Origin of the sequence: Mycobacterium sp. (genome assembly GCF_035274705.1) — a bacterium.
GTDB lineage: Bacteria > Actinomycetota > Actinomycetes > Mycobacteriales > Mycobacteriaceae > Mycobacterium.
Window position 1 is genome coordinate 18,717 of the sequence record NZ_DATENY010000017.1, and the last position, 23,549, is coordinate 42,265.

A 23,549-nucleotide genomic window follows, 5' to 3' on the forward strand; every position below is an offset into this window, starting at 1 on the left:
AATACGCCACGGCCCGAAAACGCCGGCCAGAAAGGCAGAGAGAATGTCCACACAGGTTCGCCCCGAAGCGTCATTGGGAGGGCGTGCGCTGACGTCGGCTCAGGGACGCGGCTTGCAGCGGGATGCGTTGGGGTTCTGGGGCGTCTTCGCGCAAGGCCTTGCCGCCGCCGCACCGAGCGTCGCGGTCGCCGGCGTGCCGTTCTCCTTGTTCGTTGCGGCGGGCAAGGGCGCAGCCTGGGCCGCCGTCATCGGACTGGCGATCACGGTCCTCATCGCCGCGACCATCAGCTTCCAAGCCAAGCGCACCGTGTCGTCGGGATCGCTGGGCACCTATACAGGCAACGGCTTGGGTCCTGGCTTCGCCTACGCCGCCGGTTTCAGTCTTCTTGTCGGCTACATCGGGTTCGCGACCACGGGGACGCTCGGCGGTGTGGTCTACCTCGACTCGTTTCTGGAGTCGATTGGGCTGGGGTCGCAGGCCACCTGGTTTCGCCTGCTGCTCGTCGTCGTGATCGTCGCGCTCGCCACTTATCTGCCGTTCCGCGGCGTTTCGGTCGCGGCGAAATATGAACTGGGCTTTGAGCTTATTGCGCTCGCGTCCATCTTCGTGATCATCGTGGCCGCCTACATCGGCTACGGCTTCCGTGTGGATTGGGAGCAATGGAATCCCAGCCACCTCGGCAACAGCGCAACATTCATCGCGGCGGTTTCGGCGGTCGGGGCATATGCCGGCTTCGAGAGTGTTGCGTCGCTGGGCGCCGAGGCCAAGGATGCCCACCGCACCATCGCGCGATCGCTGTTGCGCGTCGTTCTGCTCATCGGCGTGCTGTACATCGTCGCGACCTACCCGCAGATTCTGTTCTTCGGCAACATCGACGGGGACACGGCGATCCTCCCGCAGCTGGCCGCTGACACCAATGTCGCCTGGGTCAACTACGTCGTGACCGGCGCGGTCGCGGTGGCGTACATCGTATTCGTCACGGCAGTCACCACCGCAGCCGCTCGGTCATTGTTCACCTTCGCGCACGAAGGCGCGCTGCCACAGGTTCTGACGAAGGTGCACCACAAGTACAAGACGCCGTGGGTCGGCATCGCCTTCATCGGTGTGCTGGCGTTCGTGTTCTCTGTGGTTGCGACGTTCAGCCCGGCCGGCCGAGTGGTCTTTGACGTGTACGGCGGCTACGTCGCTAACTACGGCTTCCTGACGAGCTACCTGCTGGTCGTTATCGCCACGCCGGTCTGGCTCTACAAGATCAAGGCGCTGACGCCACTGAGACTGACCGTGTCGGTTGCGGCTACAGCGGCGCTCGGGTACGTGATCTTCTCCAACTTCTATCCTGTGCCGGAATTCCCGTTCAACATCCTGCCGTTCATCTTCGTCGGCATCCTGCTCGCCGGGCTGGCCTGGTACTGGTACCTCAAGCGCGCAAAACCCGAGGTGGCCAAGCGTGTCGGCACCATCCAGACGCTATCGGAGGCAGAGCAACAACGCCTGGCCGACGAGGGAATACTCGACGCCCTTCACGAGCAGGCCGCCGTGCCCAGTGCAGATGACGACCCGGAACCCCAGGAGCGCGAGAAGGAGCCGGTGGCGCGATGACACTCGCCGACCATCCGATCATCGAGCACTGGTCGGTGGCGACCGCCACGGCTCACGACCATCCGCGGATTGCCGACTTCCTCGCCACCACAAGGGGTTTGGGCGGGCGCAAGTTCGCCGCAGACTCACGCGACGTCGCCGAACAGCTCGACGGTGTGTTCACCGACGGCGCGACGCTCGTGCGCGACCACTCCGGCCGCGTACGCGGATACACCGCGCTACACCGTCCGCACGGATTACAGCCCGAGGTGTCGGCGGACTTCGTATTCGACCCGAATACCCCGCCCAATGTCGTGGACGACCTCGTCGGCGCTGTTGTCACCCGATTTCATCAGGAGGCCGTCGGCATTCCCGACGCGTTCTTGCGGGTGTTCATTGGTGGCGATCAGCAATCCGCGATCGACGCGCTGACCCGCAGGGGTGCGGTCCAGGAAGGCCAGTTCATCCGGACCCGAAAGCCGCTTGGCGCTGAGGATCCGGCGCGTCTGCGGGCCGCGGCGGTCGACGGTCTGACGGTGGTGCAGTGGCCTGAGATCGTCGAGCGCGGCCTGGGAGAACAGGTCCGCCAATTGCAGTTCGACACGTTCCTCGAGCACTTCGGGAACATGTCGAAGACGCAGGAGCTGTGGTGTCATCACATCGAAAGCCGGGCCTTCACGGCCGATTTCAGCCTCGCCGCCGTCGACGGCAACGGCGATGTGGTGGGTTACGTGCTGGGATCGACCTACACCACGGGCGTTGGGGCGGCCGAGGAGCGCAGTGCCCATACCGACTACATCGGGGTTCGGCGCGACCAGAGGCGGCGCGGGATCGGTGAGTTCCTGCTGAAGAAGATCTGGCTCGCCGCGCTGCGGCGCGGACTCTCTGTCGCCTCCCTGGGCACGGACATCAACAACCGCAGCAATGCGCACCTGCTCTACCGCCGATTGGGATACGTCGCCGTGGAAAATCAATTCGCCTATCGCATCGAGACAGAAGACTCCAAATGACCGACAACACACCGTATCTGCGGCAACGCACCGCAACCGACGACAACCTTCGATCGGCCTTCCTCCCGATCTTCGACAAGATCGCCGAGGCCAGCGTCGTTCGGGAACAGGACAGGGTTTTCCCACACGAGCAGGTGGGCTGGCTCAAAGACGCTGGATTCGGCACCCTGCGAATACCCGAGGAACAAGGCGGGTTTGGGGCATCACTGGAGCAAACCTTCCTGCTGCTCGCCGACCTCGGCGAGGCCGACGCCAACGTCTCCCACATCTGGCGCAACCACCTCGCGTTCGTTGAGGACCGGCTCAACGCGCCGGTGTCGCAGACCAATGACACGTGGATCAAACGGTTCCTCACAGGTGCATTCGTCGGCGGCGGCTGGACCGAAGCCAATAACGTCACGCTGGCGAATCTGGTCACCACGATCGCGGCCGAAGACGAACACTGGGTGGTCACGGGCGCGAAATACTATGCGACCGGTAGTCTCTACGCCGACTGGCTGGATGTGCTCGGCCGCGGCGACGACGGCGAACTGGTGACCGCATTGGTCCGCTCCGACGACCCGGGTGTGACGCTGGTGGACGATTGGCGAGGATTCGGTCAACGCACCACCGCCAGCGGCACGGCTCGATACGACCGCGTCCGCGCCGACCGCGGCGACGTCTTCCCAGCCGCAGAACGGTTCAGCTATCAGGCGCACTTCTATCAGATCGCCATGCTCTCTGTGCTCACCGGCATCACGCGAGCGACGCTGCGCGACGGCTCCGCGGCCCTGACGGAACGCAAACGGAATTACCCGCAAGGGTTGTCAGACGTTCCCAGTGGCGATGCCCAACTGCTGCAGGTGATTGGCCAAGTGTCGGCCGACGCGTTCGCCGCCGAGGCGGCTCTGGCGCACAGCGCCAGAAGCCTTGACCGCGTCGTTGCCGGCCGGTTGGCGGGCGATGACGACAACGCTCGGCAGCGTTTGATCGATGCCGAAGTGGCGGTGACGCAGGCGCAGCTCGTCATCATCGATGCGGCGCTGCGGGCGACGACGACCATATTCGATGCGCTCGGCTCATCGGGTGTTTCAGAGGAGCGGTTGCTGGACCGCCATTGGCGCAACGCACGGACGCTCGCCTCGCACAATCCCCGGGTCTACAAGGCGCGGATTCTCGGCGATTGGTTGATCAACGGCAAGGACCCGGTCGCCGACCTGGCGTCGTTGGGACGCGGGGGCCAAGGGAACTAGCCTGTCAGGACTACTCGTTATGGCGTTTGTTCAGTTCAGCGGCGTGACCTACCACGATCCGAGCCGTGCCTACGGCAGCTACGTGCTCTATACAGGCGCCGACGGTGTCACGCGTCTGATCGACCTGAATGGCGTGGTTCGCAACGAGTGGCCATATCCCGGCGTTCCGGCCCGGATCATCGACCCCGCGCTCAACGCCGGGCGGATCGGCGACATCGGTGTGCAGCTGACTCAGCTCGACAACTCGCCGGGCGGAATCTACGGTAACCGCACCGTCGGTCAGCTGTCGTGGGCGGGGGAGAAGGTGTGGGAGTGGGGGACCGAAGCGCCGGGCGGTGCTGCTCGCCAGAATCACGACTGGGAACTGCTCGAGAACGGTAATCGCCTCATTCTGGTGGCGATCCCGCGTGAAGTTCCTGCGCTGGGCCCCCACATCGTCGGGGACCAAGGAATCTACGAAGTAGCACCCGACGGCCGCATCGTCTGGGCATGGAAGGCCGGCGACCATCTCGACGAATTCGGGTTCAGTCCAGATGGATTCGACTACCTACGGCGAAGCGTCGCGCGCCAGCCCGACAACATCTGGGGCTATCTCGAGATCAATAGCGCCAAGACACTCGGGCCCAACAAATGGCACCGCGAGGACCCCGAGACGGTATTTCAGCCCGAGAACATCCTGATCAGCTCCCGCAAGGCCAACATCGTCGCTCTGATCGAGAAGGCATCCGGGAAAATCGTGTGGCGCCTGGGCCCGTACTTCGACGCCGAGCCGGGCGCCGAGCATCAGCGGATCAACAGTCATGTCGTCCCCCGGCCCCTTGACCAGATCTCGGGCCAGCACAACCCCCACTTCATCGCCGATGGACTACCCGGTGCAGGCAACCTGCTCGTGTTCGACAACCAGGGCGGTGCGGGTTATCCGCCTGCATCCCTTGGCATTTACGCCGGTTCGCGCGTGCTGGAGATCGATCCGGCCACCAAGCACGTCGTATGGCAGTACACGGCAGAGGATTCCGGACGCCCGCCGTGGACGTTCTTCAGCTCGTTCGTGAGTAACGCGCAGCGACTACCGAATGGCAACACGTTGATCACCGAGGGCATGCACGGCCGGATCTTTCAGGTCACACCGTCCGGAGAGGTGGTGTGGGAGTACCTCACACCGTACGAGGACTATGCGGTCGCCGGTGAACCGGAAGTCAAAGTTCCGACCGTCGCCGGTGTTGATCGGCCAACGCTGACGCGGATGATTTACCGGTCGCAGGCCGTACCGTTCGATTGGGTTCCGGCGGATACCGCGCGATCGGGTAAACCCATTGACCGGCGGATCGGTTGAGCGCCGTCATCTAGCGGTTTACGCAGCCGAAAAGAATCGCGCCGATTTGATAACTCCCGCTAATGGGCTATTTCCGGCATGGTTTCGGCAACATCAACTCGACGCGAACCCGGGGCTTCGCCCTTAGTCAGCCCCGGTAACGAAAGTCGGGCCGGAAAGGTGACCAAGGTATGAGTGACGTAAGTCTGGCCACCAGGCCCCCGAACATAGATCGTTCATCCGTCGCGACCACACCGTCGCAACCTCGCGATGTCTTTCTGCCGGGCGACACGCGGCGCCCGAGCGCCTTCGGAACGTTGCGCCGACGGCTCCGTTGGCCGCTCGGGATCTACACGACTCCGGTCCTCATCCTCGTCGTGTGGGAGATCCTCGCCCAGGCCGGTGTTCTCGCACCCACGTATGCACCGGCCCCGACCGAGATCGCCAACACGACTGTCGAGCTGTGGAACGACGGGGTCCTCGGCCCCGATCTGGTGATCTCGTTGCAGCGCGCGGTGATTGGCCTTGCTGTGGGGTTGAGTATCGGCATCGTGACCGGCGTGCTCGGCGGGTTCCTGCGCACCGGTGAGTATCTGTTCAACGGCGTCGCGCAGATCCTGAACACGGTCCCACTGCTCGCGGTGCTGCCGCTGTTCGTCGTGTGGTTCGGCATCGACGAGCTGACGAAAGTCCTGCTGATCGCGTTCGGCGCGGGCGTGCCGATGTACCTGAACCTCTTCGCGGCAATCCGCGGGGTGGACCAGCGGCTGATCGAGATGGCCCGAACCACCGGTGCCGGTTCTTGGCGTGTGGTCACCCGAGTGCTGTTGCCCGGCGCTCTTCCCGGATTCCTTGTGGGGCTCCGATTCTCGCTTGCCTACAGCATCCTGGGACTGGTAGCCGCCGAGACAGTCAACGCCGACGAGGGCCTCGGATTCCTGATCACCCAGGCCCAGACATATTTGCAGACCAACAAGGTGTTCGTGGGCCTGGTGATCTATTCGATCCTTGGCCTTGTTGCTGATCAATTCGTCCGAGCACTCGAGCGTGCGTTGTTGCGATGGCGCCCTAGTTATGAGGCGGTATGACCAGCCCCGCCGCGACGACACCGCGTCAGCAGACCGGTGTACTCGTCGAAGAGGTCGTCCGTAGGTTTGGTGATCGGGTTGTTCTGGACCATCTTGATTTAACAATCGGCAACGAAGAGCTCGTCGTCCTCCTAGGCCCCTCCGGCTGCGGCAAGAGTACCTTGCTGCGACTGCTCGCCGGGCTGAACAAGCCGGATAGCGGCCGAATCGAGGTTCCCGCGAAGCGGGCAATTGTGTTCCAGGGCGACCGGCTGCTGCCATGGCAGCGCGTTCTTCGCAACGTCACACTGGGCCTGCGAGGTGCCGACTCCAACGAGAAGGCCCGCAAGGCGTTGAGTGAGGTCAACCTGGCCGGCCGCGAGAATGCCTGGCCCAAACAACTTTCCGGCGGCGAGGCCCAGCGCGTCGCGCTGGCCCGTGCCTTGGTCTCAGAACCCGAACTGGTTCTGCTCGACGAGCCGTTCGCAGCGCTCGACGCGATCACCCGGCTGCGGATGCACGATCTGGTTCGCGCGCTCCGCAGAAAGCATCACGCCTCGATGTTGCTCGTCACCCACGACGTCGACGAGGCCATCGCACTGGCTGACCGGATCGTCGTCATGAGGTCTGGCCGCATCGGTGACGCGCACCGGGTGCGACTTTCGCCGGCCGACCGGGAAGCGAGCGTCGCTCGTGAGGAGATCCGCGCGGCGCTGCTAGCGGATCTCGGCCTCGCGAGCCAGCACTGACCACTTTCGACTCGTCCTTTACGAACAGGAGAACCGATGTCCCACAAACGCTTCCGATTGGTAGGCGCCGCAGCGCTGCTCGCCGTGACCACTCTTCTCGCCGCCTGCGGCTCCTCGTCTAAGGCCCCCGAGGCCCCGCTGAGCAGTGGTTCACCCGGCGCAGGCGGCCATCCCGAGTGGAGTCAATACACCTTCACCATCGGCGACAACGGCGGCGACGGTAACGAGGAACTGGCCAAGATCACCGGTGTATTCGATGATGCGCCGTACAAGGTCAAGTTCGCCAGATTCGACTACGGTCCGCCGCTGGTTCAGGCCGCCGCATCTGGCGACATCGACCTCGGGTCCGTTGGTGACGTTCCACCGATCACGGGGGCGGCAAAGCAATTCGGCTTCAAGATAGTCGCCGTCCAGCGCGGCGCAGATGCGACCAAGGCGCCCGAGAACATCATCGTGCCCAAGGATTCACCGATCCAGACACTCGCCGACCTCAAGGGCAAGAGGATTGCGGTCCCGCAGGGCAGCTCTGCGCACGGCCTAGCGCTGCTCGCGCTGAAGAGCGTGGGCCTTGGCCCCAAGGACGTCGAGCTCGTCTACCTCAGCCCGGCGGCCGGCGGCACGGCGTTCAACACCGGCAAGGTGGACGCGTGGTCGATCTGGAACCCGCAGTCGGCGCTCGCGATCGGCCACGGTGCCCGGATCATCGCCAAGGGCGTTCCGCCGATCGACCAGGTCAACAACTACTATGTCGCAAGCGAGAAGTCGCTCAGCGACCCGGTCCGGCGCGCTGCGTTGGCCGATGTGCTCACCCGTGTCGGCCGGGAATTCAATTGGGCTCAGCTGCATCCCGATCAGTACGCCAAGGCCATCGCGAAGGAGACGGGCGTTTCCCTCGAAGACGCGAGGGCGACCGTCGACGCCTACCCGTTCAAGATCACGCAGTTCCTCCCCGAAGACCTCAAGGCCGAGCAGGCGCTAAGTGATGCCTTCTTCGAGGCCGGCGAGATCACGAAGCAGGTCGACGTCAACACCATCGCCGACAACATCCTGCCCGACGGTTTCGACAGCTCGAAGCTGACCTGATGAGCGCAAGGCGTCGCGAACTACACCTCAACGCCTTCCTCATGGAGGCGGGCCACCACGAGGCGGCTTGGCGGCTGCCGGAGAGCAATCCGCACGCCGACTTCAATCTGCAGCACTGGATCCACCTGGCCCAGCTGGCGGAGAACGCGAAGTTCGACTCGCTGTTCCTGGCCGACGGTCCGGCGCTGACCGGCACCGGCGAGTTCCGGCCGCCGGGCCAACTGGAACCGCTGACGCTGCTAACCGCCCTCTCGCAGCACACCAGCACCATCGGGTTGATCGCCACGGTCTCGTCGAGCTACAACGAGCCGTACAACCTGGCGCGACGGCTGGCCTCTGTCGACCATGTCACTGGTGGTCGGGCCGGATGGAACATCGTCACGTCGGCAGGCGCCGACGAAGCCGCCAACTTCGGGCTCGACGAGCGACCCGACCACGCAACGCGGTACGCACGCGCCGGCGAGTTCCTCGAGGTCGCCAAGGCGTTGTGGGACAGCTGGGAGAGTGAAGCCGTCCTTGGCGACAAGGCGACCGGCCGCTACGCCGATCCAATGCGCCTTCACGAGATTGCTTACGCCGGAGATTATTTCAAGGTCGCGGGACCTCTGAACGTCGAGCGGCCGCCGCAGGGATACCCGCTCTTGGTGCAGGCCGGATCGTCGGAGGACGGCAAGAATTTCGCCGCCCGTCACGCAGAGGCCATCTTCACCGCGCACCAGACATATGAGCGCGCCGCCGATTTCTACGGCGACATCAAGGCACGTGCCACGGCCGCTGGCCGCGACCCTGACGGTGTGCTCGTACTGCCGGGCATTGTGCCGTTTATCGGCTCGACAGAGCGCGAGGCGCAGGAGCTGGCCCAGCGGTTCGACGACCTCCGGATCCCGGAATATGGTTTGCACCAGTTGGCGTGGAACTTCGAGACCGACCCATCGGTGTTCGAGCTCGACGAACCGTTGCCCGACTTCATCCTCGCCCGACCGAAACTGCAAGGGTCGCAAAGCCGATCGGATCTGATCATCGAGCTCGCAGTGCGCGAGAATCTGACCGTGCGCCAGGTCCTGTCGCGATTAGGCGGCGGCCGCGGACACTTCACCTTCGTCGGCACTCCGGAGCAAGCCGCCGACACCATCATCGCGTGGTTTGAGGGCGGTGCCGCCGATGGGTTCAACATCATGGCCCCCGCCCTCCCGTCGACGCTGGAGACGTTCATCGAACACGTGCTGCCGATTCTGCGAAGCAAGGGGTTGTTCCGCGAGGACTACGCCGGCACCACCTTGCGTGAGCACTACGGTCTGCCGGTTCCCGCGAACCAGTTCCACGACGATGCCTGATTCGGGCCCTGCGGCCCTGTCGATCAAGGGATTACGCAAGGTCTACCGCGGCGGGCTCACCGCGGTGTCGAACCTCGACTTGGAGCTCCCCGGCGGATCATTCTTCGGTCTTCTCGGTCCGAACGGCGCAGGCAAGACCACCCTGATCGGTTCGGTTTGCAACATTGTGCGGCCAACAGCGGGAGAGCTGACGGTGTTCGGCCACGATCACCGCACCAGGGAGGCTCGGCGTCTGATCGGCCTGGCGGAGCAGGAGATCAACGTCGACCGGTTTCTGTCGATCCGGCAGCTCCTGATCTACCACGCCGGCTATCACGGCATCGGGCGGAAGACGGCCGTGCGCCGCGTCGATGAACTGTTGGCGCTTTTCGGACTAGAGCACAAGGCCACTAGCAGGGCGTACGAGCTATCGGGAGGCATGCAGCGCCGCCTGGTTCTCGCGCGTGCGCTAACTCATCAGCCGCGACTGCTCATCCTCGACGAACCGACTGCGGGTGTCGACGTTGAATTACGCTCGGAAATCTGGAGATTGCTCAAGGGACTCAACGCCGCGGGAACGACGATTCTGCTGACCACGCACTACCTGCAGGAAGCGGAGACGCTCTGTGACGAGATCGCGCTGATCCGGGCCGGCCGGATCGTTGATCGCGGGTCGGCGAAGTCCCTGCGTGACCGCTACGAGGCACGTGACCTCTCCGAGGTGTACGACCGGGTCATCGTCGAGGCGGCCCCGTGACTGCCACCGCCGCGGCGGCCGTCAACGTGCCGTTCCAGGCGGAACGTTCACCGTTCCTCTGGCTTGCTGAGCGTGAGGTGCGGCGCTTCCTCAACATCTGGCAGTACACGATCTTCGCGCCCATACTGGCCGCCGTGCTGTTCGTCGTCGTGTTCGGCTCAGCGTTGGGCCACCACGTCGCGGCGGTCGATGGAGTTCCCTACGGCCAGTTCATCGTTGGGGGACTGCTCGCGCAGGCGATCATCAATGTCGGGTACTTCAACGGGACAACGAGTTTGTTCGAGGCCCGCAACGATCACTATATCCATGATGTGTTCGCCAGCCCATTGCGATGGTGGGAGATCAATGCGGCCCTGGTCGTCGGCGGGGTCATCCGCGGAATCATCGTCGGAGCCGGTGTCTTGGCGATCGCGCTGCCGCTCACTCACATTGGCGGTATCGCGCGGCCGGGCGTGTTCGTGTTCGGGACTCTCGGAGTGTTGCTGGTAGCGGGACAGGTCGGCGTTATCGCGGGCAGCCTGGCCAAATCCCTGGACCACGTGTACTCGCTGGAGTCGATCATCCTGCTGCCGTTGGGATTCCTCGGCGGCATCTTCTACTCCGTCCAGCAATTGCCACCGATCTGGAACGTGCTCAGCCGGATCAACCCGGTGTTCTGGCTGGTTCAGGTGGAGCGGGTCGGGTTACTCGGGCACGCCGATGTGAGCGCCACGGCGGCGCTGGCCGTCGTATGGGTGGTGGCGGCGGCCCTGTCGGTGTGGTCAGCGGTGATCTTCGGCACGAACCAACTCAAGCCCTGAGGAGGAAAGGACCGTCTTGACGAACAACGTTGCGGTAGAAACACTGTCGACGGATGTATTGGTTATCGGCGGCGGCCCGGCCGGGACGTGGGCGGCAATCAAGGCGGCCCAAGCGGGCGCGGACGTCGTTCTGGCGGACAAGGGTTACACCGGCGCGAGCGGCGCGACGGCGTCGGTCGGCACTGGAATCTGGTATGTCGACGACGTGCCCGAGCTTCGGGAGGCCGCGATGGCCAGCCGCGAAGCCCTCGGCGGCCACCTCGCCGACCGGAATTGGATGGCACGGGTCCTCGACGAAACCCATGCCCGCATGGACGAACTCGCCGAGGTCCAGCGCTACCCGTTCCCGGTCGGCCTCGACGGCCGCCCCATCCGCGATGACCTCCAAGGGCCCGAGTACATGCGCCGGCAACGCACCCGCGTTCAGCGCCTTGGAGTCCGAATCCTCGACCACACACCGGCCTTGGAGCTTCTGGTCGATGACGATGGCGTGGTGTCTGGCGCCGTGGCGCTGGATCGCCCCTCGGGCCGAACGGTGCGCATTGAAGCCGCCGCCGTGGTGCTCGCTGCGGGCGGTTGTGCCTTCCAGTCGAAGACACTGGGTTGCGATGTCAATACCGGTGACGGCGCGCTGATGGCGGTCGAGGCTGGAGCGGTGCTCTCGGGTATGGAGTTCTCCAACGCCTATGCGATCGCGCCGAAGGGCACCTCGCTGACGAAGACCGCCTACTACTCCTGGGCCACCTTTTACCGCGCCGACAAGACGGTGCTCGAAGGCGCGGGCAGCGCGAGAGGTAGATCCGTTATCGCCAAAACTCTTCTCTCGGAGGCGGTTTTCGCCCGGATCGATCGCGCCACCGAAGCCGAGCAGCACGCCATGCGCAAGGGACAGCCGAACTTCTTCCTGGTATTCGACCGGCTTGGTATCAATCCCTTTACCGACTTCTTCGAAATCACGTTGCTGGCCGAGGGCACCGTGCGGGGCACCGGCGGCGTTCGGGTGGCCGACTATGACTGCTCCACCGACGTCCCCGGCCTTTACGCGGCAGGCGACACCGCGACGCGCGAACTCATCTGCGGCGGCTTCACGGGCGGGGGCAGCCACAATGCGGCGTGGGCGGCCTCCTCGGGTAGTTGGGCCGGACAGGCGGCCGCGGCGTTCGCGACTCGTCGGGGACATCTGGCCGCTGCGCTTCGACCGGTGGGTGAAGCCGGCATTCGGCCGACAAGCAAGGTCAGCCTGGACTACCGTGCGGTGGTTGCCGCGGTCCAGCGGCAGGTATTGCCACTCGACCTGAACTACTTGCGGCACGGCGATCGGCTGCGGCCAGCCCTGCAGTCCCTGCACCATACGTGGTCGGCGGTCCGTGCGGGATTGGTTGGAAGCGGCGAGGATTCGTTCCGCGCACGCGAGGCGGCGGCGATGGTCGCTCACAGCCGCTGGATGTATCACGCCGCGCTGCAGCGCACCGAGACGCGGGGCATGCACAAACGGTTGGACTTTCCGGCGCTGGACACTTCGCAGCGCTACCGGCTGCTCACCGGCGGCCTCGATGAGATCTGGAGCCGTCCGGAGTCGTCATGGGTGGGGCTGGCGGCATGATCGAGCTCGTCGACCGAGACCGATGCATACGGTGTGATCGCTGCGTTGACGTGTGCCCCACGCGTGTGTTCGACCTCGGCGCCGACGGGATCCCGGTCATCGCCCGGCACGACAGCTGCCAGACCTGCTTCCAGTGTGAGGCGTACTGCCCGACCGATGCGCTGTTCGTAGTCCCACTTGCGACTCCGGCGCCCGTGGACTCCGCGTTCCGCGACACGGTGCAGCTGGCCGCTTCCGGCCTGCTCGGCGGCTACCGCCGTGAACTGGGGTGGGGCAACGGACGTGCTCTGGGCGCCCGATCTGCGGTTGGCCCGTCATTTCCGGGTTGAGCGCAGGCGCACGAACAGTTAGTTAGAGCGCGTTGCCAGAGCAACCCGCTGACGCGGAATCAGCTCGCCCCAGGCGGTGAACGCCTCGGCGTGCTCCGCCGACGCCGAGCCGCTGGCCACCGCAACTAAACCGCCGGCCAGTCGTCCGATGCCGACGCCGGTCTGATGCACGACACGGACCAATTCTTCGAACGCCTCATGATCCGTGCAGCCACGCAATCCGACCAGAATGCCGATGGCCATGTCGATCACCCGTCGCGACGATTCATCCCCCACGCGATAACTCATGCATGGATGGTGCGGGACGGAAAAAGTCAGGACAAGACATCAGTGCACGATGATCCTGAAGCGCTACCGACTTGACATCCCGGCGCTACCGTCCCTACATCGGGGCGTTAGCCGGCAGGAAAACGCCGGAGGAGTCGGCCTCCTCCTCGGCCCGGATCACGTGCACGACGGCGTTGATCAACGCCAGGTGGGTGAACGCCTGCGGGAAGTTGCCCAGATGCCGCCCGGTGCGCGGCTCGATCTCCTCGGCGTACAGATGCAGCGGGCTCGCGAACGACAACAGCCGCTCGCACAGATGCTTGGCCCGGTGGATTTCGCCGATCTCGACCAGCGCCGACACCAGCCAGAACGAGCAGATCGTGAACGTGCCTTCCTCACCGGAAAGGCCGTCGTCGGTCTCCTCGACGCGGTAGCGCAACACCAGTCCTTCCTCGGTCAGCTCGTCGGCGATGGCCAGCACAGTCGCCCGCACCCGCGGGTCGTCGGCGGGCAGGAACCGGGTCAGGATGGCCAGCAGCAGCGAGGCGTCCAGCGCGTCGTCGCCGTAGCGCTGGGTGAGCACTCCGCGGGAGTCGACGCCATTGGCGAGCACGTCGGCCTTGATCTCCTCGGCGATCGCACGCCACTGCTGCGCGTAGGACTTCTCGCCCTGTAGCTCGGCCAGCTTGGAGCCGCGATCCAGCGCCACCCAGCACATGATCTTCGACGACGTGAAGTGTTGCGGCTCGCCGCGCACCTCCCAGATGCCGCGGTCGGGTTCGCGCCAGTGCTTGATCGCCTCTTCGACCTGTTGCTTGAGCACCGGCCACAAGGTGTCGGAGATCTGCTCACGCGACTTGGCGTGCAAGTACACCGAATCCAGCATCGTGCCCCAGATGTCGTGCTGCATCTGGTTGTACGCGCCGTTGCCGATGCGCACCGGCCGGGCGTGGTCGTAACCGGACAGGTGGTGCAGCTCTTCTTCGACAAGGCTGCGCTCACCGCCCACCGCGTACATCACCTGAAGTGGGTGGCGCTCACCGTTGTTCGCGCCCGATACATCGGCGATGAATGCGAAGAAGTCGTCGGCCTCGCGGTCCAGCCCCAGTGTGTAGAGGCCCCACAGCGCGAACGTCGAATCGCGCACCCATGCGTAGCGGTAGTCCCAATTTCGTTCCCCCTGAGGGGTTTCCGGCAGCGATGTCGTCGGCGCCGCAAGCAGGGCGCCAGTGGGCGAGTAAGTCAGGCCTTTCAGTGTCAGCGCGCTGCGTTGCAAATACGACCGCCACGGGTGGTCGGGGAAGTCGCCGATGTTGATCCACTGCCGCCACATTTCGCTGGTCTGCCACATCTTGTCCGCGGCCTCGTCGTAGGTCTGCGGCGACGGATGCTTGGACCAGGACAGCGCGACGAAGACGTTGTCGCCCTCCTTCATTCGCGTCCTGGCCCGCGCCTCGCGGCCCTCCAAACCGATACGGAGATTCGTGGTCAGCCGCAGCGTCGGATGCGAATCCGGGTTCTTGGCAGCCCGCGCGATCGCCTCACCGTAGGCCTGTGCGGAGTACTCCCAGGTGGCGTTGTTTCGGTGGTAGTCGAAGGACGGCTCGCAGTTCATCACCATCTCGACCGTGCCGCTCACGCAGCGCACGGTGCGCAGCAGGATGTGCTCGGCATCCCAGTCCATCGGAGTGCGGCGATGCGTGCGAGATCTCGTCTCGATGTCGTGCCACGGCCCCATCACCAGCGTGTCCCGAACGATCACCCAGCCGGTGTGGGTCTGCCAGGTCGTTTCCAGGATCAAGCTACCGGGCAAATAGCGACGCGCGGCCGGGACCGTTACCCCATAGGGCGCCAACCGAAAATGGCCCGCCGCGCGGTCCAGGATTGCGCCGAACACGCTGGGGGAGTCGGGCCGAGGGACGCACAGCCATTCCACAGCGCCGGCCGAGGAGATCAGGCAGGTGGTCTCGCAGTCGGACAGGAACGCGTAGTCCGCGATCGGCGGAAACGGGTTCCGCAACGTCCCAGCAGACGTGTACGGCACTGGCGCCGTCACGGTCAACGGGGCGTTCGACAATCCGCCGTGCATAGCCGCCGCCCCGTCGGAAGGCTGGCTCTGTTGCAGCACCATGCGGACATCATCAACTGCCGACGTGCCCGGCGTCTACTCGTGGTGCGGCGCGTCGTCTACCGGCGGGCAAACTCCGGCACGTGTTCGGGCAGCGGGCCGATGGCAACGCCGTAACCCACCGCGGCTCGCAGCGCAGGCACCTTGGGGGCGATCCGGATGAGCAGCGGCGGTTTGGTGGCCTTGTTCGACGACACCGCGACCGCGATCACGCGAGCATGAACCACCCGCTGCACCGACTGGATCAGGGCGGCGGGTAACCATCGGCGGACCTGAACACGTGCTAAATGCCTGGTGGAAAGCGTGCCCGTGCGCAGCGGACCTGCGAGCAATCCGGCTGCCGCCACCGCGTCGGCGACGGCGAGGTTGATCCCGACGCCGCCGACCGGGGACATCGCGTGCGCGGCGTCGCCGATCAGCAACAGGCCGTCGGCATACCACCGGCGCAGCCGATTCAGCTGCACGTCGAGCAGTTTGACGTCATCCCACGACGCAACGGCCGTGACGCGATCGGCCAGCCAGGGCACCAGCGACACCACGCCGCGGTGCAACCCCTCGATGCCCTGTGCGCGCAGTTCGGCGTCGTGGCCCTTGGGGATGATGTACGCGATCTGGTAATAGTCGCCCCTGTCGATGGTGATGCAGGCATGTCCACTGCTGAGTACGCCGGCTAGGCCGTGAGGGTCGTCGTCCTTGCGTGGCAGCCGGAACCACCACACGTCCATCGGCGTCCCGAAGTTCTTCGGCGTCAGCCCCATCGCGTTGCGCAGCGTCGACGAGCGGCCGTCGCACGCGACCGTCAAGTCGGCATGCATCTCATGGGTCTGCCCGTCGGCGTCGCGGTAGCTCACCCCGATCACCTTGGCACCGCGGCGAATCGGTGCGAGCACCTCGGTGCGGCGCAGCAGTGTGAACGTCGGCTCCTTCTCCGCGGCGGCGGCCAACAGCTCGAGGAAGTCCCATTGTGGGACGAGCGCAATGTGCTTGTGCGGACCGGGGATTCGGTGCAGGTCGACGTCGACCTGGGCGCCCTGGATCTTCATCCCGATCGTGTCGATGTCGCGGTGCGGCATCCGGGCGAACTCGTCGGCCAGGCCCAGTTCGTCGAGCAGTCGCAGCGTGCTGGCGTGGACAGTGTCGCCTCGGAAGTCGCGCAGGAAGTCGGCATGCTTTTCCATGACCGTGACGTTGATGCCGCCGCGGGCGAGCAGCAGTCCCAGCATGATTCCGGCGGGGCCGCCGCCGGCGACTAAACAGGAAGTCTTCGCAGTGCTGTCTCTGTCTTCAGCGGCCGGCACCCAGTCATCCTTGCATCGAATAGTGTGGCCATGTGGGCGGCTTCCTCAATTGGTGGGACGGCGTCGAGCTGTGGCTTTCCGGCTTGCCGTTCGTCGCCCAGACCGCGGTGGTGATGCCGGTGGTGCTGGCCCTTGCATACGGGATCGCCGTGTTGTTCGACGGCGCTCTGGGCAACGGGATTCGCCTGCTGCGCCGTGCGCGGCACGACGACGAGGATGCGAAGTGAGCGGGATGCCCCGCTCGCGGGTGACGCTGGTCCTCGTCCTCCTCGTGGTGTTGGTGCTCGTCATGTGGCTGCTGAGTCGTTAAGTCGGCTAAGTCCCAACTGGCAACGGTCACCGACTCTGTTATTCTTCGCGCCATGCAGACAGCGTCCGGCAACAAGAGGGGTCACATCGTGGCCCTCATTGCCGTGGGATTCAGTGCTGTCGCTGATATCTGTTGTTGTCGCTGACTCCACACCCGTCCGCGGTTTGGTGTCGGTAGCGGCTGCGTCATTGCTCAGATACTGATTCCTCGCCTTGCCGTTGTGACGGGACTGCCCGTTGGTTCCCCGCAATGAAAGGTCATCAATGCTCAACATCCGAAAGTCCTGGCGTTACGGCGCCGCGCTGACTGCCGCAGCGACGCTGCTCGCTGCGTGCGGCGGCGGTTCCAGCGACGTGGCAGGCGGCAGCCAGCAGCCGGCCGCCGAGACCACCCTCACGCTGGTCGCGTACGCGGTGCCCGAACCAGGCTGGAGCAAGATCATCCCGGCGTTCGCGGCCACGCCGGAAGGCAAGGGCGTGGCCGTGACCACGTCGTACGGCGCCTCCGGCGACCAGTCGCGCGCTGTCGTCGACGGCAAGCCGGCCGACATCGTCAACTTCTCCGTCGAGCCGGATGTCAGCCGCCTGGTCAAGGCGAACAAGGTGGCCAAGGACTGGAACGCCGACGCCACCAAGGGCATCCCGTTCGGGTCGGTCGTTTCGCTGGTGGTCCGCAAGGGCAACCCGAAGAACATCAAAGACTGGGACGACTTGCTGAAGCCCGGGATCGAGGTCGTCACCCCGAGCCCGCTGAGCTCAGGCTCCGCCAAGTGGAACCTGCTGGCTCCCTACGCCGCGAAGAGCAATGGCGGCCAGGACCAGCAGGCCGGATTGGACTACATCACCAAGCTGGTGACCGAGCACGTCAAGACCCGGCCCGGTTCCGGCCGGGAGGCCACCGACGTGTTCCTGCAGGGCACCGGTGACGTGCTGATCAGCTACGAGAACGAGGCGATCAACGTCGAGCGGCAGGGCAAGCCCGTCGAGCACCTCAACCCGCCGCAGACCTTCAAGATCGAGAACCCGGTCGCGGTCGTCACCTCCAGCGCTCACCTGGACAAGGCCACCGCGCTGAAGAACTACCTGTTCACCAAGGAGGGCCAGAAGATCTGGGCCCAGGCCGGCTTCCGGCCCGTCGATCCGTCTGTCGCTCTGGATTTCGCGAACGATTTCCCGACGCCGCAGAAGCTGTGGACCATCGCTGACCTCGGCGGATGGAGCGCGGTCGATCCCGCGTTGTTCGACAAGGAAAACGGAAGCATCACGAAGATCTACAAACAGGCGACTGGATGACCGCTACTGTCGGGATCCCCGGCGAAGGTCCAGCGACCCGGCCCGAACTCACCGGTGACGGTGGGGGCGGCCGGGCGTCCGGCCTTCTCGGCGGCAGGTTTGGCACGACGTCGCTGCGGGTCGGCGCGGCATCGATATGGCTCTCGGTCATCGTGCTGCTGCCGCTGGCCGCAATTGTGTGGCAGGCCGCCGGTGGCGGTTGGCATGCGTTCTGGCTGGCGGTGACGTCGAACGCAGCGGTGGAGTCGTTCCGGGTGACGCTGACCATCTCGGCCGGGGTGACCCTGGTGAACCTGTTCTTCGGGTTGCTGGTCGCCTGGGTCCTGACGCGCGACGATTTCCCCGGCAAGCGCCTCGTCGACTCGGTGATCGACCTGCCGTTCGCGCTGCCGACCATCGTGGCGAGCCTGGTGATGTTGGCCCTATATGGGCCGAACAGCCCGATTGACCTTCATCTGCAGCACACCAAATGGGGCGTGGGCGTCGCGCTGTTGTTCGTCACACTGCCGTTCGTCGTGCGCTCGGTGCAGCCGGTGCTGTTGGAACTCGACCACGAGACGGAGGAGGCAGCAGCCTCCTTGGGTGCCAACAATTGGACGATCTTCACTCGGGTTGTCCTGCCGGCGTTGTTGCCGTCGCTGCTTTCTGGTGCGGGTCTTGCCTTCTCGCGCGCGATCGGCGAATTCGGCTCGGTGGTGCTGATCGGGGGTGCGGTCCCGGGTGAGACCGAAGTGTCGTCGCAGTGGATCCGTACACTCATCGAAAACGACGACCGCACCGGCGCGGCTGCAATTTCAATTGTGCTGCTTGTGATCTCGTTCGTGGTGTTGTTCATCCTGCGTGCCATCGGATCACGGGCAGCCAAGCGTGAGGAGCTGGCGCCTTGATTCTGTCACCCGTCGTGCGGCATCTGCTCCGCTACCTTGCTCTGGCCTACGTCGCGATCCTCGTCATCGTCCCTGTCGCGTTGATTTTGTGGCGCACGTTCCAGCCGGGTATCGGGGCCTTCTTCGAATCCATCACCACCCCGGCTGCGGTCTCCGCGCTACAACTTTCGCTCCTGGTCGTGGCGATCGTCGTACCGCTGAACGTGCTCTTCGGCATACCGACAGCATTGGTCCTGGCGCGCAACAGATTTCGTGGCAAGAGTGCGCTGCAGGCCGTGATCGACCTGCCGTTCGCTGTCTCACCCGTCGTCGTCGGTGTCGCGCTGATCCTGCTGTGGGGTTCGGCGGGGCTGTTCGGTTTCGTCGAGAACAACCTCGGCTTCAAGATCATCTTCGGGTTTCCGGGCATCGTATTGGCCAGCATCTTTGTCACGGTGCCGTTCGTCATCCGGGAAGTCGAGCCGGTGTTGCATGAGATCGGCACCGACCAGGAGGAAGCGGCCGCCACCCTGGGATCGCAATGGTGGCAGACATTTTGGCGTGTCACGCTCCCGTCGATCCGGTGGGGCCTGACCTACGGCATCGTGTTGACGATCGCGCGCACCCTAGGCGAGTACGGCGCGGTCATCATGGTGTCGTCGAACCTGCCTGGGGCGTCGCAAACCCTCACACTATTGGTATCCGACCGGTACAGCCGCGGCTCGGAATATGGTGCATACGCCGTCTCCACATTGTTGATGACGGTCGCGGTGATCGTTCTGATCGTTCAGGTGGTCCTCGACGCGCGGCGCGCGCGGGCGGGCAAACAGGCATAAGGGGAGAGATGACCGACGCAATCATCGTGCGGGGCGCGAACAAACGCTATGGCGACTTCGCGGCGTTGGACAACGTCGATTTCGAGGTGCCGTCTGGCTCGCTGACCGCGCTATTAGGTCCCAGCGGATCGGGTAAGTCGACCCTGTTGCGTGCCATCGCGGGCCTGGATCTGCCCGATACCGGCACCATCACGATCAACGGGCGTGACGTGACTCAGATACCGCCGCAACGCCGCGGTATCGGGTTCGTCTTCCAGCACTACGCAGCGTTCAAGCACCTGACTGTTCGCGACAACGTCGCCTTCGGCCTCAAGATCCGCAAGCGGCCGAAGGCCGAGATCAAGGAGAAGGTCGACAACCTTCTGGAAGTAGTGGGCCTTGCGGGATTTCAGACCCGCTATCCCAACCAGCTCTCGGGTGGCCAGCGCCAGCGCATGGCCCTGGCCCGCGCGCTCGCGGTTGATCCGCAGGTCCTGCTGCTCGACGAGCCGTTCGGTGCGCTCGATGCCAAGGTCCGCGAGGATCTGCGTGCGTGGTTGCGCCGGCTGCATGACGAGGTGCACGTCACCACCGTGCTGGTGACCCATGATCAGGCGGAAGCTCTCGACGTTGCCGACCGCATCGCAGTGCTCAACAAGGGTCGCATCGAGCAGGTCGGCTCGCCGACGGACGTCTACGACGCGCCGGCCAACGCGTTTGTCATGTCGTTCCTCGGTGCGGTGTCGTCACTGAACGGCACGCTGGTTCGACCTCACGACATCCGCGTCGGCCGCAACCCCGAGATGGCGATCGCGTCCAGCGATGATTCGGTGCAGGCGACCGGTGTCGTGCGGGCGACGATCGATCGAATTGTCGTGCTGGGCTTCGAGGTTCGCGTCGAACTCACCAGCGCGGCTGACCACACTCCGTTCACCGCGCAGATCACCCGCGGTGACGCCGAGGCGCTAGGGCTCAAGGAAGGCGACACGGTGTACGTGCGCGCCACCCGCGTTCCGCCGTTGCCGGGCGGTACGGAGATCCCGCGGGCCGACAATGCGGATGAGGACGAGCTGACGAAAGCCTGAGCGGTTAGGCAAGCCCCTTGAGCATCAGGTTCCAATACATGAATGGCAATCCGTACTTCTTCAGGTACCAATAGGCCCGGTGCGGCTTCGTCGGATCGAGTCCGGGGAATGACGGCGTGATTTGCAGTGAGTAGTCGAACTCTGCCAGCAGCATCGCGTGCGACGACGTCACGATCGGGCATGATGCGTACCCGTCATACTCGGCGCGCAGCGGCCTCCCCTTCAGGAACGAGTCGATGTTGTCGACGACGACGGGAGCTTGTTTGCGAATCGCCGCGCCTGTCTTCGAATTCGGCGACGAGCCAGCGTCACCCAGACTGAACACATTGGGATACCGCACCTGCTGCATCGTGTGTTTGTCGATATCGACGTACCCGTTGGCATCGCCGGTTGACAGCGGGCTGGCCTTGATCCAGTCCGGCGCCGACTGACGAGGTGCGACATGTAGCACGTCATAGGGGAGCGTGGTGTCCGTCCCGCCCTCGCCGACGCTGGCGACCGCAACCTTGTGCGCCTCCGCATCAACCGATGTCACCTCGGAATTGGTGTGCAGGTTGATGCCGTAGTCGGCGACGACCTCGTCGAGGTTGTCGGCGATCTCCGGGATGCCGAAGATCCGCGGTGTCGGCACCACGAGGTGGACATCGATGTCGGAGAGTACGCCTTCCTTTCGCCAGTGGTCGCAGGCGAGATACGCGATCTTCTGCGGCGCTCCGGCGCACTTGATCGGCCCGGACGGCATCGTGAACACCGCGGTGCCCGACCGCGTGTTGCGGATGAACTCCCATGTGCGCGGCGCGAGGTCGAACCGGTAATTGGACGACACGCCGTTGTGACCGAGTGTGTCTTCCAGTCCTTCGGTGCGGCACCAGTCGAGTTGAATGCCTGGGCAGACCACGAGCACGTCGTACTCGTAGGTCGCCCCGTCGCCACACGTGACGGTGTTGTTGTCCGGATCGATGGACGAGGCGGCGTTCTTGATCCAAGTTGCCTCCGTGGGCATCACCGAGGCCTCGGGGCGTTCGGTGGTCGACGCTTGGGCCTGTCCGCCGCCGACGAGGGTCCACAATGCTTGGTAGTAGTGCGTATCCGACGGCTCGATGACCGCGACGTCGCGGTAGCCCTTGCGCATCAGCCGAGCGGCAACGGTGATGCCGGCGGTGCCGCCGCCGACGATGACGATTTGGTGTTTGGCGGTGATCATGATCTTCCTTGTCTTTCAGGCGTTTTGGACGGCAAGACTGACGGCTTCATAGCCGCCGAGGATGTCGCTCACGTCGACGAAACCGCGCTGCCTCAGCAGGCTTGCGGCCACCGACGACCGGTATCCGCCGGCGCAGTACACGACGGTGGGCAGGGACGGGTCGAGTTCGTCGAGCCGGCCGGTCAGCTGGGCCACCGGGATGTTGATCGCTCCCGGGATCGCGCCGGCCGCGACCTCGCCCGGATTGCGGACATCGACGATCTGCAGATCGGGCACCTGCGAGACTCGCTCGCCAAATGCCTTGGCGGTCAACCGCGATGCGACCTGGACTTCGTCCCGGTGCTCCAACAGCGTCTTGAATGGCGACGCGACGAAGCCGATCACTCGGTCGAATCCGATACGGCCGAGCCGATTCTTGCCTTCGCGCTCCTGACCGGGTTCGGTGAAAAGCACGATGTCGACATCGGGCGAGATGATCGAGCCGGCGAACTCGGCGTAGCGGCCGTCGAGTCCGATGTTGATTGCGCGCCCGAGGTGCCCCTGAGCGAACTCCTCAGGGCTGCGTCCGTCGACGAGCACGGCCCCGGCGTCGAGTGCGCTGAGGACCTGCTCGTACGTCATCGGCGTCGGCCGCTTGCGCTCGTCCAACAGCCCGTGTGCCTTGCGGTTGAGAATCGCGTCGTACACGAAATAGCCAGGCGCCGGCGGCTGTCCCTCCGTGACGAGCTTCATGAACGTCGGCTTGTCCGGTGCGCGCAGTGCGTAGTTCGACGCCTTCTGGTCCCCGATCGTCGACGACAGATCCGTCGACAGATTCTTGCCACACGCCGAGCCCGCGCCGTGAGCGGGATACACCCGAGTCGCGTCGGGCAGCGTCATCAGCTTGTCGTGCAGTGAGTCGTAGAGCTTGTCGGCGAGCTCGTCACGGGAAAAGCCGATCGACGCCAGCAGGTCGGGACGGCCGACGTCGCCGATGAACAGAGTGTCACCGGTGAGGACGCCGTACGGGATCTCGTCGTGCGCGTGTTCGTAGACAACGATGGAAAGCGACTCCGGCGTATGGCCGGGCGTGTGGCGGAACTCCAGCGTCACATCCCCGAATGAATAGCGATCGCCGTCATCGACAGCCATGAAGTCGAACTCGGGCTCGGCGACCGACGAGTAGACGATCTTCGCCCCGGTCGCCTTCGCAAGTTCGAGGTGGCCGGAGAGGAAGTCGGCGTGGAAGTGGGTCTCGATGACGAGGTCGATCGTGAAGCCGAGGTCGTTCGCGTCGGATAGGTACTCGGACACGTCGCGCTGCGGGTCGATGATGACGGCTCGTCCGGTTGTCTCATCGCCGATCAGGTACGACGCATGAGATAAGCACTCCAGGTAATACTGGATGAACTTCATGGTCCTCGGTCCTTTCGCTTCCGTTATCGCGGTTCTTCATTGTCGGTATACACCC

At 64.6% G+C, this 23,549-nt stretch carries 23 protein-coding genes; 18 read left to right on the plus strand and 5 right to left on the minus strand.

Annotated features, from left to right (window positions below; genetic code table 11):
- Positions 1 to 43 precede the first annotated feature (43 nt).
- The 12 genes from VJV41_RS04325 (at position 44) to VJV41_RS04380 (ending at position 12,834) form a co-directional block, all read left to right on the plus strand.
- Positions 44 to 1,600, plus strand: a complete 1,557-nt coding sequence (locus VJV41_RS04325; RefSeq protein WP_325331455.1) for an APC family permease — start codon at positions 44 to 46, stop codon at positions 1,598 to 1,600.
- Positions 1,597 to 2,589: a GNAT family N-acetyltransferase gene (locus tag VJV41_RS04330; protein WP_325331457.1), complete on the plus strand. Its 993-nt coding sequence runs from the start codon at positions 1,597 to 1,599 to the stop codon at positions 2,587 to 2,589. Before VJV41_RS04325 ends, VJV41_RS04330 begins: the two co-directional genes overlap by 4 nt.
- Entirely contained in the window at positions 2,586 to 3,821 is a 1,236-nt protein-coding gene (locus tag VJV41_RS04335) for an acyl-CoA dehydrogenase family protein (RefSeq protein WP_325331459.1), read from the plus strand. The genes VJV41_RS04330 and VJV41_RS04335 overlap by 4 nt, the downstream gene beginning before the upstream one ends.
- Before the next feature lie 19 nt (positions 3,822 to 3,840).
- Positions 3,841 to 5,154 carry an aryl-sulfate sulfotransferase gene (locus tag VJV41_RS04340; RefSeq protein ID WP_325331461.1) on the plus strand — a complete coding sequence of 438 codons (1,314 nt, stop codon included), beginning with the start codon at positions 3,841 to 3,843 and terminating at the stop codon, positions 5,152 to 5,154.
- 170 nt (positions 5,155 to 5,324) lie between these two features.
- Positions 5,325 to 6,221: an ABC transporter permease gene (locus VJV41_RS04345; protein WP_325331463.1), complete on the plus strand. Its 897-nt coding sequence runs from the start codon at positions 5,325 to 5,327 to the stop codon at positions 6,219 to 6,221.
- Positions 6,218 to 6,949 (plus strand): ABC transporter ATP-binding protein, encoded by a 732-nt coding sequence (locus VJV41_RS04350; RefSeq protein ID WP_325331465.1) that lies wholly within the window; start codon positions 6,218 to 6,220, stop codon positions 6,947 to 6,949. The genes VJV41_RS04345 and VJV41_RS04350 overlap by 4 nt, the downstream gene beginning before the upstream one ends.
- A 36-nt stretch (positions 6,950 to 6,985) precedes the next feature.
- Positions 6,986 to 8,032, plus strand: a complete 1,047-nt coding sequence (locus VJV41_RS04355) for an ABC transporter substrate-binding protein (RefSeq protein ID WP_325331467.1) — start codon at positions 6,986 to 6,988, stop codon at positions 8,030 to 8,032.
- On the plus strand, positions 8,032 to 9,366 hold the full coding sequence (locus VJV41_RS04360; RefSeq protein WP_325331469.1) for an LLM class flavin-dependent oxidoreductase: 1,335 nt from the start codon (positions 8,032 to 8,034) through the stop codon (positions 9,364 to 9,366). The genes VJV41_RS04355 and VJV41_RS04360 overlap by 1 nt, the downstream gene beginning before the upstream one ends.
- Entirely contained in the window at positions 9,359 to 10,102 is a 744-nt protein-coding gene (locus tag VJV41_RS04365) for an ABC transporter ATP-binding protein (protein ID WP_325331471.1), read from the plus strand. Before VJV41_RS04360 ends, VJV41_RS04365 begins: the two co-directional genes overlap by 8 nt.
- A complete protein-coding gene (locus VJV41_RS04370; RefSeq protein WP_325331473.1) occupies positions 10,099 to 10,902 on the plus strand; it encodes an ABC transporter permease in 804 nt (267 codons plus the stop codon). Before VJV41_RS04365 ends, VJV41_RS04370 begins: the two co-directional genes overlap by 4 nt.
- A 16-nt stretch (positions 10,903 to 10,918) precedes the next feature.
- Positions 10,919 to 12,505, plus strand: coding sequence for an FAD-binding protein (locus VJV41_RS04375; RefSeq protein ID WP_325331475.1), 1,587 nt, complete (start codon positions 10,919 to 10,921; stop codon positions 12,503 to 12,505).
- Positions 12,502 to 12,834, plus strand: coding sequence for a ferredoxin family protein (locus VJV41_RS04380; RefSeq protein WP_325331477.1), 333 nt, complete (start codon positions 12,502 to 12,504; stop codon positions 12,832 to 12,834). Before VJV41_RS04375 ends, VJV41_RS04380 begins: the two co-directional genes overlap by 4 nt.
- A gap of 18 nt (positions 12,835 to 12,852) precedes the next feature.
- Here VJV41_RS04380 and VJV41_RS04385 read toward each other — a convergent pair whose 3' ends face one another.
- From VJV41_RS04385 to VJV41_RS04395, 3 genes are all read right to left on the minus strand, one after another.
- Positions 12,853 to 13,122, minus strand: coding sequence for an ANTAR domain-containing protein (locus VJV41_RS04385; RefSeq protein ID WP_325331479.1), 270 nt, complete (start codon positions 13,120 to 13,122; stop codon positions 12,853 to 12,855).
- Between the two features lie 94 nt (positions 13,123 to 13,216).
- Positions 13,217 to 15,232: a glycoside hydrolase family 15 protein gene (locus tag VJV41_RS04390; RefSeq protein WP_325331481.1), complete on the minus strand. Its 2,016-nt coding sequence runs from the start codon at positions 15,230 to 15,232 to the stop codon at positions 13,217 to 13,219.
- A gap of 56 nt (positions 15,233 to 15,288) precedes the next feature.
- Positions 15,289 to 16,452: an FAD-dependent oxidoreductase gene (locus VJV41_RS04395; RefSeq protein WP_414684879.1), complete on the minus strand. Its 1,164-nt coding sequence runs from the start codon at positions 16,450 to 16,452 to the stop codon at positions 15,289 to 15,291.
- Between the two features lie 107 nt (positions 16,453 to 16,559).
- On the opposite strand from VJV41_RS04395, the gene VJV41_RS04400 reads away from it, so the two are divergent.
- From VJV41_RS04400 to VJV41_RS04420, 6 genes are all read left to right on the plus strand, one after another.
- Positions 16,560 to 16,754, plus strand: a complete 195-nt coding sequence (locus tag VJV41_RS04400) for a hypothetical protein (RefSeq protein ID WP_325331485.1) — start codon at positions 16,560 to 16,562, stop codon at positions 16,752 to 16,754.
- A gap of 135 nt (positions 16,755 to 16,889) precedes the next feature.
- The gene (locus VJV41_RS28940) at positions 16,890 to 16,982 is read left to right on the plus strand and encodes an Ms4533A family Cys-rich leader peptide (RefSeq protein ID WP_414684878.1); all 93 of its coding nucleotides are present in this window, start codon (positions 16,890 to 16,892) and stop codon (positions 16,980 to 16,982) included.
- 118 nt (positions 16,983 to 17,100) lie between these two features.
- Positions 17,101 to 18,129 (plus strand): sulfate ABC transporter substrate-binding protein, encoded by a 1,029-nt coding sequence (locus VJV41_RS04405; RefSeq protein WP_325331487.1) that lies wholly within the window; start codon positions 17,101 to 17,103, stop codon positions 18,127 to 18,129.
- Positions 18,126 to 19,016 carry a sulfate ABC transporter permease subunit CysT gene (gene cysT / locus VJV41_RS04410; RefSeq protein WP_325331489.1) on the plus strand — a complete coding sequence of 297 codons (891 nt, stop codon included), beginning with the start codon at positions 18,126 to 18,128 and terminating at the stop codon, positions 19,014 to 19,016. Before VJV41_RS04405 ends, cysT begins: the two co-directional genes overlap by 4 nt.
- A complete protein-coding gene (gene cysW / locus VJV41_RS04415; protein ID WP_325331491.1) occupies positions 19,013 to 19,831 on the plus strand; it encodes a sulfate ABC transporter permease subunit CysW in 819 nt (272 codons plus the stop codon). The genes cysT and cysW overlap by 4 nt, the downstream gene beginning before the upstream one ends.
- A gap of 8 nt (positions 19,832 to 19,839) precedes the next feature.
- Positions 19,840 to 20,895 (plus strand): sulfate/molybdate ABC transporter ATP-binding protein, encoded by a 1,056-nt coding sequence (locus VJV41_RS04420; RefSeq protein ID WP_325331493.1) that lies wholly within the window; start codon positions 19,840 to 19,842, stop codon positions 20,893 to 20,895.
- Positions 20,896 to 20,899: 4 nt separating this feature from the next.
- On the opposite strand, the gene VJV41_RS04425 is transcribed toward VJV41_RS04420, so the two are convergent.
- Positions 20,900 to 22,099: an FAD/NAD(P)-binding oxidoreductase gene (locus VJV41_RS04425; protein ID WP_325331495.1), complete on the minus strand. Its 1,200-nt coding sequence runs from the start codon at positions 22,097 to 22,099 to the stop codon at positions 20,900 to 20,902.
- A 15-nt stretch (positions 22,100 to 22,114) separates the two neighbouring features.
- Positions 22,115 to 23,494 carry a rhodanese-like domain-containing protein gene (locus tag VJV41_RS04430; protein ID WP_325331497.1) on the minus strand — a complete coding sequence of 460 codons (1,380 nt, stop codon included), beginning with the start codon at positions 23,492 to 23,494 and terminating at the stop codon, positions 22,115 to 22,117.
- Positions 23,495 to 23,549 lie beyond the last annotated feature (55 nt).

Coding starts and splice junctions, on each gene's coding strand:
- VJV41_RS04395 (WP_414684879.1), bottom strand. CDS start 16,452: ATGCTGGGACTGCTGCTCGCCCGCGGCGGCATCAACGTCACGGTCATG.
- VJV41_RS04345 (WP_325331463.1), top strand. CDS start 5,325: ATGAGTGACGTAAGTCTGGCCACCAGGCCCCCGAACATAGATCGTTCA.
- VJV41_RS04425 (WP_325331495.1), bottom strand. CDS start 22,099: ATGATCACCGCCAAACACCAAATCGTCATCGTCGGCGGCGGCACCGCC.
- VJV41_RS28940 (WP_414684878.1), top strand. CDS start 16,890: ATGCAGACAGCGTCCGGCAACAAGAGGGGTCACATCGTGGCCCTCATT.
- VJV41_RS04335 (WP_325331459.1), top strand. CDS start 2,586: ATGACCGACAACACACCGTATCTGCGGCAACGCACCGCAACCGACGAC.
- VJV41_RS04355 (WP_325331467.1), top strand. CDS start 6,986: ATGTCCCACAAACGCTTCCGATTGGTAGGCGCCGCAGCGCTGCTCGCC.
- VJV41_RS04380 (WP_325331477.1), top strand. CDS start 12,502: ATGATCGAGCTCGTCGACCGAGACCGATGCATACGGTGTGATCGCTGC.
- VJV41_RS04430 (WP_325331497.1), bottom strand. CDS start 23,494: ATGAAGTTCATCCAGTATTACCTGGAGTGCTTATCTCATGCGTCGTAC.
- cysT (WP_325331489.1), top strand. CDS start 18,126: ATGACCGCTACTGTCGGGATCCCCGGCGAAGGTCCAGCGACCCGGCCC.
- VJV41_RS04330 (WP_325331457.1), top strand. CDS start 1,597: ATGACACTCGCCGACCATCCGATCATCGAGCACTGGTCGGTGGCGACC.
- VJV41_RS04420 (WP_325331493.1), top strand. CDS start 19,840: ATGACCGACGCAATCATCGTGCGGGGCGCGAACAAACGCTATGGCGAC.
- VJV41_RS04360 (WP_325331469.1), top strand. CDS start 8,032: ATGAGCGCAAGGCGTCGCGAACTACACCTCAACGCCTTCCTCATGGAG.
- VJV41_RS04340 (WP_325331461.1), top strand. CDS start 3,841: ATGGCGTTTGTTCAGTTCAGCGGCGTGACCTACCACGATCCGAGCCGT.
- VJV41_RS04385 (WP_325331479.1), bottom strand. CDS start 13,122: ATGAGTTATCGCGTGGGGGATGAATCGTCGCGACGGGTGATCGACATG.
- VJV41_RS04405 (WP_325331487.1), top strand. CDS start 17,101: ATGCTCAACATCCGAAAGTCCTGGCGTTACGGCGCCGCGCTGACTGCC.
- VJV41_RS04365 (WP_325331471.1), top strand. CDS start 9,359: ATGCCTGATTCGGGCCCTGCGGCCCTGTCGATCAAGGGATTACGCAAG.
- VJV41_RS04350 (WP_325331465.1), top strand. CDS start 6,218: ATGACCAGCCCCGCCGCGACGACACCGCGTCAGCAGACCGGTGTACTC.
- VJV41_RS04325 (WP_325331455.1), top strand. CDS start 44: ATGTCCACACAGGTTCGCCCCGAAGCGTCATTGGGAGGGCGTGCGCTG.
- VJV41_RS04390 (WP_325331481.1), bottom strand. CDS start 15,232: ATGGTGCTGCAACAGAGCCAGCCTTCCGACGGGGCGGCGGCTATGCAC.